General features: G+C 65.3%; 10 protein-coding genes and 1 tRNA gene. 9 read left to right on the forward strand and 2 right to left on the reverse strand.

Annotated features, from left to right (window positions below; genetic code table 11):
• Nucleotides 1–40: 40 nt before the first annotated feature.
• Both V6M87_RS00800 and V6M87_RS00805 read left to right on the forward strand, forming a co-directional pair.
• Nucleotides 41–259 (forward strand): FitA-like ribbon-helix-helix domain-containing protein, encoded by a 219-nt coding sequence (locus V6M87_RS00800; RefSeq protein WP_332847814.1) that lies wholly within the window; start codon nt 41–43, stop codon nt 257–259.
• A gap of 3 nt (nt 260–262) precedes the next feature.
• Nucleotides 263–700, forward strand: coding sequence for a type II toxin-antitoxin system VapC family toxin (locus V6M87_RS00805; RefSeq protein ID WP_332847815.1), 438 nt, complete (start codon nt 263–265; stop codon nt 698–700).
• Nucleotides 701–704: 4 nt separating this feature from the next.
• Here the strand turns inward: V6M87_RS00805 and V6M87_RS00810 are convergent, their stop codons facing one another.
• Nucleotides 705–2,009, reverse strand: coding sequence for an acetyl-CoA hydrolase/transferase family protein (locus V6M87_RS00810; protein WP_332847816.1), 1,305 nt, complete (start codon nt 2,007–2,009; stop codon nt 705–707).
• Nucleotides 2,010–2,119: 110 nt separating this feature from the next.
• On the opposite strand from V6M87_RS00810, the gene V6M87_RS00815 reads away from it, so the two are divergent.
• From V6M87_RS00815 to V6M87_RS00840, 6 genes are all read left to right on the forward strand, one after another.
• Nucleotides 2,120–2,530: a hypothetical protein gene (locus tag V6M87_RS00815; RefSeq protein WP_332847817.1), complete on the forward strand. Its 411-nt coding sequence runs from the start codon at nt 2,120–2,122 to the stop codon at nt 2,528–2,530.
• 89 nt (nt 2,531–2,619) lie between these two features.
• Nucleotides 2,620–3,378, forward strand: coding sequence for a 3-hydroxyacyl-CoA dehydrogenase (locus V6M87_RS00820; RefSeq protein WP_332847818.1), 759 nt, complete (start codon nt 2,620–2,622; stop codon nt 3,376–3,378).
• 81 nt (nt 3,379–3,459) lie between these two features.
• Nucleotides 3,460–7,884 carry a hybrid sensor histidine kinase/response regulator gene (locus V6M87_RS00825; RefSeq protein ID WP_332847819.1) on the forward strand — a complete coding sequence of 1,475 codons (4,425 nt, stop codon included), beginning with the start codon at nt 3,460–3,462 and terminating at the stop codon, nt 7,882–7,884.
• Complete coding sequence (locus V6M87_RS00830) at nt 7,868–8,593, forward strand: response regulator (RefSeq protein ID WP_332847820.1); 726 nt, start codon at nt 7,868–7,870, stop codon at nt 8,591–8,593. Before V6M87_RS00825 ends, V6M87_RS00830 begins: the two co-directional genes overlap by 17 nt.
• A gap of 10 nt (nt 8,594–8,603) precedes the next feature.
• Complete coding sequence (locus V6M87_RS00835) at nt 8,604–10,214, forward strand: AMP-binding protein (RefSeq protein ID WP_332847821.1); 1,611 nt, start codon at nt 8,604–8,606, stop codon at nt 10,212–10,214.
• A 7-nt stretch (nt 10,215–10,221) separates the two neighbouring features.
• Nucleotides 10,222–10,734 (forward strand): MarR family winged helix-turn-helix transcriptional regulator, encoded by a 513-nt coding sequence (locus V6M87_RS00840; protein WP_332847822.1) that lies wholly within the window; start codon nt 10,222–10,224, stop codon nt 10,732–10,734.
• 24 nt (nt 10,735–10,758) lie between these two features.
• Here V6M87_RS00840 and V6M87_RS00845 read toward each other — a convergent pair.
• A tRNA-Arg gene (locus V6M87_RS00845) sits at nt 10,759–10,833 on the reverse strand.
• Nucleotides 10,834–11,012: 179 nt separating this feature from the next.
• On the opposite strand from V6M87_RS00845, the gene V6M87_RS00850 reads away from it, so the two are divergent.
• A complete protein-coding gene (locus V6M87_RS00850) occupies nt 11,013–12,914 on the forward strand; it encodes an ATP-binding cassette domain-containing protein (protein ID WP_332847823.1) in 1,902 nt (633 codons plus the stop codon).

Raw genomic sequence — 12,914 nt, forward strand, 5'->3', positions numbered from 1 at the left:
GTAGACTGATTTGATAGCATTGATATCAAAGGAGGAAGGCATGGCGCAACTACTCGTACGGGAACTGGAAGACGACGTCGCCGCTGGCCTTCGCACCCTGGCCGCTGCCAACAAGCGCAGCGCGGAAGAGGAGCACCGGGCAGCCTTGCGCGCGCACGTGCGCGATCACCTTACCGGCCCGAAAAAACGCAGCTTCACCGAGGTGCTGGCAGCCATGCCGTACTTCGACGACGATCCCGCCGACCTGTTCGAGGTGTAAACGGTGTACCTGCTCGATACGAACGTGGTGTCGGAATTTCGCAAACGGGAGCAAGCAAATCCGGGCGTCATCGATTTCTTTGCGCGCGCCCAGCCCGACCAGCTATACCTGTGCGTTCAGGTCGTGGGCGAAATCCAGGCCGGCATCGAAAAGCTGCGCCAGGCCGGCAGCAGCACCAAAGTCGCGCTGTACCAGGCCTGGCTGGAGGGGGGATTGCTGCTGAACTATTCCCAGCGCATCCTGCCGTTCGATACCGAGGCGGCGCGCATGTGGGGCACGCTCAACGCCGGTGTCCAGAAGGATCCGCACACGTCCGACCGGCAGATGGCTGCCATTGCCTTGCTGCGCCCCGGCATGACCATGGTCACGCGCGACACCGCCAGCCCCGGCTTCCTGTCCGCCCGGCGCTACGGCCTGGCACTGCTCAATCCATTTACCTGAAACCTTAAAAAACGCACATCTTGTTGGCTTCCGCACGCAACCAGCCGCGATAATCGGGATGGGCAATGGCGATCAGTTCCTGCGCGCGCTGCTTGGCCGACTTGCCGCGCAATTGCGCCACCCCATATTCAGTGACCACGTAATTCACGTCGTTCTTGCTGGTGGTGGCGTGGGTGCCGGACGTGAGGGCCGGCACGATGCGCGAAATGGTGCCGTCCTTGGCGGTCGATGGCAACACGATGAACGCTTTGCCGCCCCGTGAGCGGTTGGCGGCGCGCACGAAATCGACCTGGCCGCCGGTGCCGGAATAGGGCAGGTGGGCGATGCTTTCGCTGCCGCACTGGCCCAGCAAATCGATCTGCAAGGTGGCGTTGATGGCCATCAGATTGTCGTTCTGGCTGGCGATGTACGGGTCGTTGGTGAAGTTCGACGGGTGCATTTCCAGCATCGGATTGTTGTGCATGAAGCGGTACAGCTTGTTTGAACCGAGTGCGAAGGTCGCCACCATTTTGCCCGGCAAGAGGGTCTTTTTGCGGTTCGTGACGGCGCCGCTTTCGACCAGCGTCAGGATGCCGTCGCCGATCATCTCGGTGTGGATACCCAGGTCGTTCTTGCTGGTCAATTGCATGACCACTGCATCCGGGATGCCGCCATAGCCGATCTGCAAGGTGGCGCCATCGTCGATCATGTCGGCCACATACTTGCCGATCGCTTCCTGCACCGGGCCGATGGTCGGCAAGCCCACTTCCAGCAGCGCGTCGGTGCTTTCGACCAGCGCCGTCACCTGGGAAATGTGGACGTGACACTGGCCGTGCGCAAACGGCACGTTCGGGTTGACTTCCAGCACCACCGCGCGCGCGCGGGTAATGGCAGCCATGGTGTAGTCGGTGCCCAGGCTGATGGCAAAATAACCCTGCTCGTTCATGCTTGATGCCATGGCGAACACCACGTCGGCCGGCATCAGGCCCCGTTCGATCATGGTTGGCAGTTCGGAAAAATAATTCGGGATGAAGTCGCACCAGCCCCCCTGGCCGCTGGCGCGCGAGGCGCCGCCAAAAAACAGCGCCGCATGGCGCACGTGGTGGGCCGTGGCCTGGTCGAAGTAGCCGAATTTGCGCAGCGCCAGGATCTGCGCCACCCGCACCCCCTGAAAGCGCTGGCGCTCATCGGACAAGGCCGTCAGCAGGGCAGGCGGCTCGCCCACGCCGGTAGGCACGATGATCATGTCGCCGTCGCGCACATGGGCGAGCGCGGCGCTGGCGCTGCAGGTTTTATCCAGGTATTGCCGGGCGGGTGGGGCTGCATGCATGGAGGTCTCCGTTTATCGTTTTACGTTATCGATCCATACTACCGCACGCGCGCGCCGTCATCCGGGCCTTCTCGCGATAATGGTTGTTCACTTTTTTCAAGCACACGCCCATGCTGCTTATCTATTTGTCCGCCTTGCTGTTTGCCATGCCCGCCGCCCAGGTGCAGACCGACGCGGGCCAGTCACTCACGCCGGCGCAAAAGGCGAAGCTGGCGCCGCGCCGCCCCACCCGCCAGGTCGTCGGCTCGCCGCTGCCGACCGTCACCGACGGCTATCGGCCCACCCTGACGCCGCGCGAAGCCGCTTCGGGCACACCCGATCCGATCGGCACCTTGCCGGTCCACCCCACGCCCACCGGCGTCACCCCGCTGGCGCCGCTGCCGGTGCCGCTCGGCAGTTGCAGCGCCGGCGGCTGCACCGGGGCCGACGGCGTGCGCTACAACACCGGCGCGGCCGGCGTGGCGGTCGACCCGACCGGCCGCACCTGCCACACAGTCGGCACCACCGTGAACTGTTTTTGATCGCAGTCGCGCCAAAAAGTCGCTACAATCGCGCTGCTTGACGTTAACGTAAACGTCACCATCCGACCAGCGAACTTTGAGGAAATGCCATGCAAATCGAACAGAATGTATTCATCGTCACCGGCGGCGCATCGGGCCTGGGCGCCGCCACCGCGCGCATGTTATCTAGCGCGGGCGCGACCGTCGTCATCGCCGACGTGCAAGTCGAGGCCGGCACCACGCTGGCGGCCGAGTTGCGCGGGCAGTTCGTCCAATGTGACGTGACCTCGGAAGCCGACGGCATGGCGGTCATCGCCGCGGCCACCCAACTCGGCGCCTTGCGCGGCCTGGTCAACTGTGCCGGCGTCGCACCGGCCATCAAAACGGTCGGCAAGGACGGCCCGCACCCGCTGGCGGCGTTCCAGCGCGCGGTCGACATCAACCTGGTTGGTACCTTCAATATGGCGCGCCTGGCCGCCGACGCGATGGGCAAGCTGGAAGCGGCCGACTCGGGCGAACGCGGCATCATCATCAACACCGCGTCGGTGGCGGCCTACGATGGCCAGATCGGCCAGGCCGCTTACGGCGCCTCGAAAGCGGCCGTGGTCGGGTTGACCTTGCCGATGGCGCGCGACCTGGCGCGCAGCGGCATCCGGGTGATGACCATCGCCCCGGGCATTTTCGAAACCCCCATGCTGATGGGCATGCCGCAGGAAGTGCGCGACGCCCTCGGCAAGATGGTGCCGTTCCCGCCGCGCCTCGGTTTGCCTGCTGAGTATGCCCACCTGGTGCGCGCCATCATCGAAAATGTCATGCTCAACGGTGAAACCATCCGCCTCGACGGCGCCATCCGGATGCAGCCAAAGTAAGCGCCGCCTGCGGAATATTTGCGCCGCGGCGAGCCGGCTGCTACTCTTGCTGGATGTACATTAAACGAATATTGGTTCCTCATGCGCCACGCATTGTTGCGCATCATGCAGCGCCATGATGGCGCGCGCGGCCGCATGAGGCGCTGGCTCGGCTTTTTATTGCTGGCATGCCTGTTTTGCCAGGGCGTCGCCGGCGCCGCGCCGGCACGCACGCTGCGCTTCGAGCACCTGTCGGTGGAAGAAGGCCTGGCCCAGGAATCGGTGCTGGCCATCGCGCAGGATAACGATGGCTTCATGTGGCTGGGCACCCAGACCGGGCTGTCGCGCTTCGACGGCTACAAGGTCAAGGTCCACCGCAATGTGGTGGGCGATGCGCGCACCTTGATCAACAACTGGGTGCGCGTGCTGCACATGGACCGCAAGGGCCGCCTGTGGCTCGGCACCGACGGCGGCCTCGACCGGTATGACCCGGCCACCCAGAGCTTCATCCATTTTGCGCCCCAGGAAGCGGCGCGGCGCGGCAACGGTAACCGCCATGTGCGTGCGATCATCGACGACGGCAAGAACGGCTTGTGGCTGGCCACCGGCGACGGCCTGCAGCATTTCGACATGGACAGCGGCACCTTTGTCGTCTGGCACCACGAGGAACGGGCGCCGGACAGCCTGGCCGACGACCAGGTCAACGCGCTGGCGCTCGACGAAACCGGCCGCCTGTGGATTGGCACCACCTCCGGCCTGGACAGCCTGGCCGCCGGCGCCCAGACGTTCACGCACCACCGCGGCGGCGTCAGTGCCGGCGCGGTCACCGCGCTGCTGGCCGATGGCCGTGGCACCGTGTGGGTCGGCGGCGTGAACGGTCTGTCCAGCCGCGCCATCGACGGCAGTGGCACCCCGCGCGTGTATGGCGCAAGCGAGGGCCTGGCGAGCGGTGACATTACCACCCTGTATCGGGAAGCCGGCGGGCAGATGTGGGTGGGCAGCCAGGAACATGGCGTGTACCTGTGGGACGCGCAGCAGCAGCATTTCGAAAATTTCCCACATTACATCACCGACCCGCACAGCCTGGCGGACAACCGCGTCTCGGCCCTGTACCGCGACCGCGTCGGCACGTTCTGGGTCGGGACCTGGTATGCCGGGGTGTCGCGGGTGGACCTGGGCAGCGGCGGCTTTTCGCGCCTGGTGCGCCAGGCCGATTCGGTGAAGGCGCTGGCCGACAACAAGGTGCGTGCCATCCTCGGCGCCGGTGACGGCAAGTTGTGGCTGGGCACCAACAGTGGCCTGAACAGGTTCGATCCGGCCAGTGGCGAGGCCCAGGTCTACCGCCATGACCCGACCGATCCGAACAGCCTGGGCGACAGTTCGGCCACCGCGCTGGCGCGCGACCAGCAAGGCTTGCTGTGGGTGGGCGGGCGCACCGGCGTGACCAGTTTCGACCCCGTCACGCGGCGCTTCCGGCGCGTTTCGCTGGCGTACGGCGACAGCGAGGCAAACACGGTACGCGGCATGCTGGTCGACCGCTCCGGCATTCTCTGGATTACCACCCGGGGCGGCCTGCACCGGCTCGACCCGCGCACGCTGGCGGTCACCAGCTACCGCCACGACCCGGCCAAAAGCACCAGCCTGGCCGACAATATTGCGCGGCCCTTGCTGGAAGACCGCCAGGGCCGCCTGTGGATCGGCACCTTCGACGGGCTCGACCTGCTCGACCGGGCCAGCGGGCGCTTCCGCCATTTCCGCAACGACCCGAACGATCCGGGCAGCATCAGCCACGATGAGGTGCACCACTTGCTGGAGGACCGCAAGGGCAATCTGTGGGTCGGCACCGCGGTTGGCCTGAACCGGGTGCTGGTGGGCGCCGATGGCACGGTGCGCTTTGCGCGCTACACCTCGCGCGATGGCCTGGCCGACGATGCCGTCGCCGCCGTGCTGGAAGACCTCGACGGGCGCTTGTGGATCAGCAGCAGCAGCGGCCTGACGCGCTTCGAGCCGGACACCGGGCGCTGGCGTACCTACAGCGCCAGCGACGGCACCATCGAGGGCGCTTATTTCGACGGCTCGGCCTGGGTGGCGCCGGAAGGCACGCTGTATTTCGGTGGCTTCAACGGCATCACCGCCTTCAACCCGCGTGACATCCGCGACAACCTGGTCGCGCCGCGCGCCGTCATCACGGGCTTCCAGATTTTCAATGAAGCGGTCGACGTGGCCAAGCCGCAATTGCTCAACGGCCCCATCGAGAGCGCCAGCGCCATCACGCTGGGCGCGGCCGACTCCGTGTTTTCGCTCGAATTTTCCGCCTTGCACTACGCCGCGCCGCAGCGCAACCGCTTCGCCTACAAGCTCGAAGGCTTCGATCAGGACTGGGTCAGCACCACCGCCAATAAACGCTTTGCCACCTACACCAACCTCGATCCGGGCCGCTATGTATTCAAGGTGCGCGCCGCCAACAAGGACGGTATCTGGAGCGACAACGCGGCCACTCTGGCCATCACGATCCTGCCGCCGTTCTGGAAAACCTGGTGGTTCCGGCTGCTCGTTGCCATGCTGGCCGTGGGCGGCTTCTCCTGGTCGATGCGGGCCCGGGTCGACCGCCTGCGCCGCCAGAAGGACCGGCTCGAACGCCAGGTCAGCGCACGTACCCGCGAAATCGAACTGCAGAACCGCCAGCTCGAGCGCCAGACACTGGAACTGGTGGCGCAGGAAAGACGGGTGCGCCGGAATACCGACCAGCTGGCCCAGGCCAACCGGGCGCTGCAGGAAAACGAAGAACGCCTCAGCCTGGCCAAGGAAAAGGCGGAAGACGCCACGCGCCAGAAGTCGGAATTTTTGGCCAATATGAGCCACGAAATGCGCACGCCGCTGGCCGGCGTGATCGGCATGCTTGGCTTTGCGCTGCGCGACGCGCGCTTGGCCGGCGGCACGCGCGAACAGATCCTGCGCGGCCAGGCCAATGCCGAACTGCTGCTGGCGCTGATCAACGACCTGCTCGATTTTTCCAAGATCGAGGCGGGCAAGCTGACGCTGGAAAACATCGATTTCGACTTGCCGGCCACCATCGACCAGGTGGTGACCTTGTTCGGCGAGCAGGCCGCCGAGCGCAGTGTCGGCTTCGAAGTGCGCATGGCGGACGACTTGCCGCCCTTCGTGGTGGGCGACCCAACCCGGCTGCGCCAGGTGCTGGTGAATTTGGTCGGCAACGCCTTCAAATTTACCACCAGCGGCAGCGTCAGCCTGCGCATCGAGCGCAGCGACGACAACCCGCGTGCCTTGCCCGCCGGGCCGTTCTTTGCGGCGCGCGTCAACCTGATTCGCTTCACCGTGCACGACACCGGTATTGGCATCGCCACGGAAGCCTTGTCGCGCCTGTTCGGCAAGTTCGAACAGGCCGACAGCACCACCACGCGGCGCTACGGCGGCACCGGGCTGGGCCTGGCGATTTGCCGCCAGCTGGTCGAACTGATGGGCGGCGAAATCGGGGTCCAAAGCCTGGAAGGGGTCGGCAGCACGTTCAGCTTTGTGTTGCCCTTGCCTGACGGGGTGGCGCCGCCGGTCATGGAGGTGCCGCAACGGCTGGCCCACACGCACCGGCTGTCGGTGCTGTGCGCCGAGGATTTTCCGACCAACCAGATCATCATTCGCACCATGCTCGAAGAACTGGGCCACGAAGTCGACATCGCCGAAAACGGCGCGGTGGCGGTGGCGGCCTGCGCGCGCAAGCGCTACGACCTGATCCTGATGGACGGGCGCATGCCGGAAATGGACGGCGCCAGCGCCACCCGCCTGATCCGCGCCGGCGGCCCGCCCGGAGCGCCCGTGCGCGATCCGCACGTGATGATCGTGGCGCTCACCGCCAACGCCAGCGGCGAGGACCGCACGCGCTACCTGGCGGCAGGGATGGATGCGTTCATGGCCAAGCCGATCGCGGAAGAGGCCTTGCACCAGCAGGTCTGGCAGGCGATCCGGCGCCAGCTCGAGCGCGGATTCTCGCTTGCTACCCTGGTCAATGGCAATCTGGGCAAGCCGGTGCCCGAGGTGCCCAGCATGTCCCAGCTCGACGCCATGTTCGGCCTGTTCCCGGGTGCGGCGCCGGGCGACCTGCTGGCGCTGCCGGCCCCGCGCGCCGACTTGCGCCCGCATCCTGCCGAGCGCGCCGCCCTCGACGCCCGCCCCATGCCGGCGCCGCCCGTGCGCACGCCGGTGCCGTCGTCGTTGCAGGCGCGCCTGCGCGCCGCCTTCCACGCCGACTTGCCCTCGCGCCGCCTCGAGCTGGCGGCGGCCGTGGCGCAGCACGATGTCGAGGTGGCCGGGCGGGTGCTGCACGGGCTGCGCGGCAGTGCAGCCTATCTGCATGAGCCCACACTGCACACTATGTGCGCCGAAATGGAAACAGCAGCCGATAATGGCAACTGGGATACCGTGCATGCCGGCATGGCACGCCTGCTCACCATGCTCGACGCGTTTGCGCCGGCAGAAGACCCCACGGAGAAAGCAGATGGAACTGCGCCCTAAAATCTTGATCGTCGATGACGATGTCGTGGCCCGCATGATGTTGATGCACATGATCGATACCAGCGGCAATTTCGATATTGTCGAAGCCGAGGACGGTGAACAGGCCTGGCGCCTGCTGGTGGGGGGCAGCTTGCCGGCACTGTGCTTTTGCGATCTGCGCATGCCGCGCCTGTCCGGCACCGAACTGCTCACGCGCGTGCGCGCGGAAAGCCGGCTGGTGTCCTTGCCGTTCGTGCTGGTGTCGGCTGCGGCCGATGGTGAAACCGTGCAACGCGCCGCCGCGCTGGGCGCTGACGGCTACATCGTCAAGCCGTTCCAGACCGACCAGGTCGAAATGCACCTGGTCGCGCTGCGCGCGCGCACCAGCCCGGTCGACGAAGCACCGCGTGACACCTTGAAGCGGCTCGGCATCGACAGCGCGCGCCTGCCGCTCTACCTGAGCGGCCTGGAGCGGCAGTTGCGCGCGGCGGGACCGGCCATCGAACGCCTGCTCGACGGCCTCGACCAGGCCGAAGCGAAGCTGCGCCTGACCCGCTTGCGCGAAGGCTGCGCCACGCTGGGTCTGGCGACCGCCGCGGCCGCCTTGCAGTTGCTGGAAGGACCGGGCGTGCTGCTCGACGCCACCCGCGTCAACAATGTGCTCGATGAAGTGTTGTGCGATGTGCTGCATCAGGAGGAGCGCGCGCGCTGGCTGCCGGGTGCGGTATAGTCGGGGCACCATGAGCGCATCCGAGCCAATGTCGTTGCAGCCTTCCATCCACGTCGACGGGTTTGCGCGCGCGATGCTGCCCCCGACCGACCAGTGGCCGGCGCTGGTGTTCGATTTGCCTTCGCTGCACTACCCAAGCCGCTGCAACTGCGCCGCTGTTCTGGTCGACGGCGCGCTCGCCGCCGGCTGGGGCGCACGTACCGCGCTGATCTCGCCCGCGGCCCGCTGGACCTATGCGGAGCTGGCCGACCGGGTCGACCGCATCGCCCACGTTTTAATTGACGATCTACAACTGGTCACCGGCAACCGGGTGCTGGTGCACGGCCCCAACTGCCCGCTGACAGCGGCGTGCATCCTGGCCGTCATCAAGGCCGGGCTGGTTGCGGTGCCAACCATGCCGCTGCTGCGTGCGCGCGAACTGCAGGCGATTGTCGACAAGGCGCGCGTAAATGCGGTGCTGTGCGCGGCCGACCTGTGCGCCGAATTCGACGCCATGCCGGGCGGCCCGCCGGTGCTCGACTGCGGCGCCGGCCTGGCCGCGCTGATGGCGCGCCACGCGGCGCCGTTCTGCGCGGCCGACACGGCAGCCGACGATATTTGCCTGATCAGCTTTACGTCGGGCACCACCGGCGTGCCGAAAGGGACGATGCACTTTCAGCGCGACCTGCTGGCCATCTGCGACTGTTTCCCGGTGCACCTGTTGGCGTCGCAGCAGGACGACATCTTCATCGGCACGCCGCCGCTGGCGTTCACGTTTGGGCTGGGCGGCTTGCTGCTGTTTCCGCTGCGGGTCGGCGCCTGCGCGGTGCTGCTCGACCGGCCTGCGCCGGAAGCCTTGCTGGCTGGCGTCAAGCAGTACCGCGCCACGGTCTGCTTCACCGCGCCCACCTTTTATCGCCAGATGACGCCGCTGGCGGCGGGCATCGATTTGTCCAGCCTGACGCGCTGCGTGTCGGCCGGCGAAACGCTGCCGGCGGCCACGCGCACGGCCTGGCTGGAGGCCACCGGCCTGGCGCTCATCGACGGCATCGGCGCCACCGAAATGTTGCACATCTTTATCTCGGCGGCGGGCGCCGAGGTGCGCCCCGGCGCGACCGGCAAACCCATTCCCGGCTACCGCGCCTGCATTCTTGACGACGATGGCGTCCCGGTCGGGCCGGGCGTGGTGGGACGGCTGGCCGTGAAAGGGCCGACCGGTTGCCGTTACCTCGACGACGTGCGCCAGCTCGACTACGTCAGCGACGGCTGGAACATCACAGGCGATGCCTTCGAGATGGATGCCGACGGCTATTTTTATTACCGCGCGCGGCTGGACGACATGATCATCTCGGCAGGCTACAATATTGCTGGAGTGGAAGTTGAAGAGGTGCTGTTGCGCCATCCCGCCGTGCTCGAGTGCGCGGTGGTGGGACGGCTTGACGCGGATCGCGGCCAGATCGTCGAGGCCCACATCGTGCTGCGCGACGGCGCCGATGGCAGCGAGGACATGGTGCTGGCGCTGCAGGCCTTTGTGCGCCAGCAGATCGCGCCGTACAAGTACCCACGCGCCATTATTTTCGCGAAACAACTGCCGCGCACCGAAACCGGTAAACTACAGCGTTTCAAGTTACGCCGCCATTAAGGATGCCATGCCCGATATTCAACCAACGCCACAGGGCCCCGACGCTCCTCTCGATCTGGCCACGCGCTTGACGCAGGACCATCACCAGTCGCTCAAACTGTGGCTGCGCATGCTCTCGTGCACCATGCGCATCGAAAACGAAATCCGCAGCCGCCTGCGCGCCACCTTCGACATCACCTTGCCGCGCTTCGACCTGATGGCCCAGCTGGAACGCCACCCGGACGGCCTGCGCATGGGAGAGTTATCCAAGCGCATGATGGTCACCGGCGGCAATATCACCGGCATTACCGACCAGCTCGAGCGCGAACAGCTGGTGCTGCGCGTGACCGATCCGCACGACCGGCGCGCGTCGAGCGTGCAACTGACGCCGGCCGGACGCGCGGCATTCAACGCCATGGCGGCCGTGCACGAAGGCTGGATCGAAGAGTTGCTGCAAGATATAGCGACGGAAGACAAGGCGCAGCTGATCGTGCTGCTGGCGCGCATGAAGGACAAGCTCAACGACGCCACCTTCCGGTAAGCGCATTGATGGGATGTGGGGTGGTGGTATCGCCAGCGGGAATCGAACCCACATTTAAGTCTTAGGAGGACCTTGTACTATCCATTGTACGATGGCGACATGCGCGTCTGCGACACATGAGGCGGAATTATACAGGGGCAGCAGCAACACCTTCCCGATTTTCCAGCGCACATTTTCCAGCGATGGCCTGACAGTCGGTACAATGCACGCTTCATTCATTTTTCCGGACACAGCCCTTCCACCTGAAGTGCGCCGTTGTCGGACCCCGCACACAGAATATGGCTGTCATTTCCCTCTCGTCGGCGCAACTCGCGTTCGGCCACGTCGCGTTGCTCGATCACGCAGACTTTTCCCTCGAAACCACGGAGCGCGTCGGCCTGATCGGCCGCAACGGCACCGGCAAGTCGTCGCTGCTGAAAACCATCGCCGGCCGCTTCAAGCTCGACGATGGCCTGCTGGTCATGCAACAAGGCCTGAAAATCGCTTATGTCGAACAGGAACCGACGTTCGACCCGGCCATGTCGGTGTTCGCCGCTGTCGCCGCCGGCATGGGCGACCAGGCCGCGATGCTGACCGAATACGAAGCCTTGACCGGCCAGTTCGGCCAGGGCAATGACGACGCCATCATGGAGCGCATGCACGACCTGCAAGTCAAGCTCGACGCCTGTGACGGCTGGAGCATGGAAAACAAGGTCGCCACCACGCTCGACCGCCTCAGCCTGGCCGGCGAGTCATTGATGGGCACCTTGTCGGGCGGGATGCAGAAGCGCGTCGCACTGGCCGTCGCGCTGGTGTCGGCGCCCGATGTCCTGCTGCTCGATGAGCCAACCAACCACCTGGATTTCCGCTCGATCCTGTGGCTGGAAAGTTTATTGCGCGACTTCAAGGGCTCCGTCCTGTTCATTACCCACGATCGTAGTTTCCTCGACAACGTTGCCACCCGCATCATCGAACTCGACCGCGGCAAGCTGCTGTCATTCCCGGGCAACTTCACCACCTACCAGGGCCGTAAGGCCGAGTTGCTGGAAAACGAAGAAGTTGAGAATGCCAAGTTCGACAAGTTTTTGGCGCAGGAAGAGGTGTGGATCCGCAAGGGCGTCAAGGCGCGCCGCACCCGCGACGAAGGCCGTGTGCGGCGCCTGGAAGCGCTGCGCCTGTCGCGCGTGGCACGCCGTGACCAGCAGGGCCAGGTCAAGCTCGATGTGTCCACTGGCGACCGTTCCGGCAAGATCGTGGCGGACATGGAAAACGTGTCGAAAACGTATGGCGACAAGGTTATCGTCAGCGGTTTCACCGGCACCATCCTGCGCGGCGACAAAGTCGGCCTGATCGGCGCCAACGGCGCCGGCAAGACCACCTTGCTGAAAATGATCCTGGGCCTGGAAACGCCGGATACGGGTTCCGTGAAATTGGGCACCAAGCTGGAAGTGGCGTACTTCGACCAGATGCGCACCCAACTGAACGAAGAAGCGAACCTGATGGAAACCATCGCGCCAGGTTCCGACTGGATCGAAATCAATGGCCAGCGTCGCCACGTGATGACCTATCTGAACGACTTCCTGTTTGCGCCGGAACGCGCGCGCTCGCCGGTGAAATCCTTGTCCGGTGGCGAGCGCAACCGCCTGCTGCTGGCGCGCCTGTTCGCCAAGCCGGCCAACTGCCTGGTGCTCGATGAGCCGACCAACGACCTCGATATCGACACGCTCGAATTGCTGGAAGAACTGCTGGAAGACTACAAGGGCACCGTGTTCCTGGTCAGCCACGATCGTACCTTCCTCGACAACGTTGTCACGCAGGTGATCGTCGCCGAGGGCGAGGGCCAGTGGCGCGAATTCGTCGGCGGCTACACGGACTGGGAGCGCGTCAAGTCGATCGCCCCGACGCCGGTGGCGCCAAAGCCGGCTGCGCCAAAAGCCGTCGAGGCGGCGCCGGTTGCAGCCGCGAAAAAGGTCAAGCTCAGTTATAAGGAGCAGCGCGAACTGGACGAATTGCCAAAACAGATCGCCGCGCTGGAAGATGAGCAGACCGCCATCACGCTGCAACTCAATTCCCCGGATTTCTATAAAACCAATCCGGCCGATGCCAAGCGCATCAATGCGCGCTTCGCCGAACTCGACGACCTGTTGATGAAGGCACTGGAGCGTTGGGAAATCATCGAAGCACGTTCACGCGGCGAGTAA

This window comes from Massilia sp. S19_KUP03_FR1 (assembly GCF_036688685.1).
In the GTDB taxonomy this organism is placed as follows: Bacteria; Pseudomonadota; Gammaproteobacteria; order Burkholderiales; family Burkholderiaceae_D; genus JALYUM01.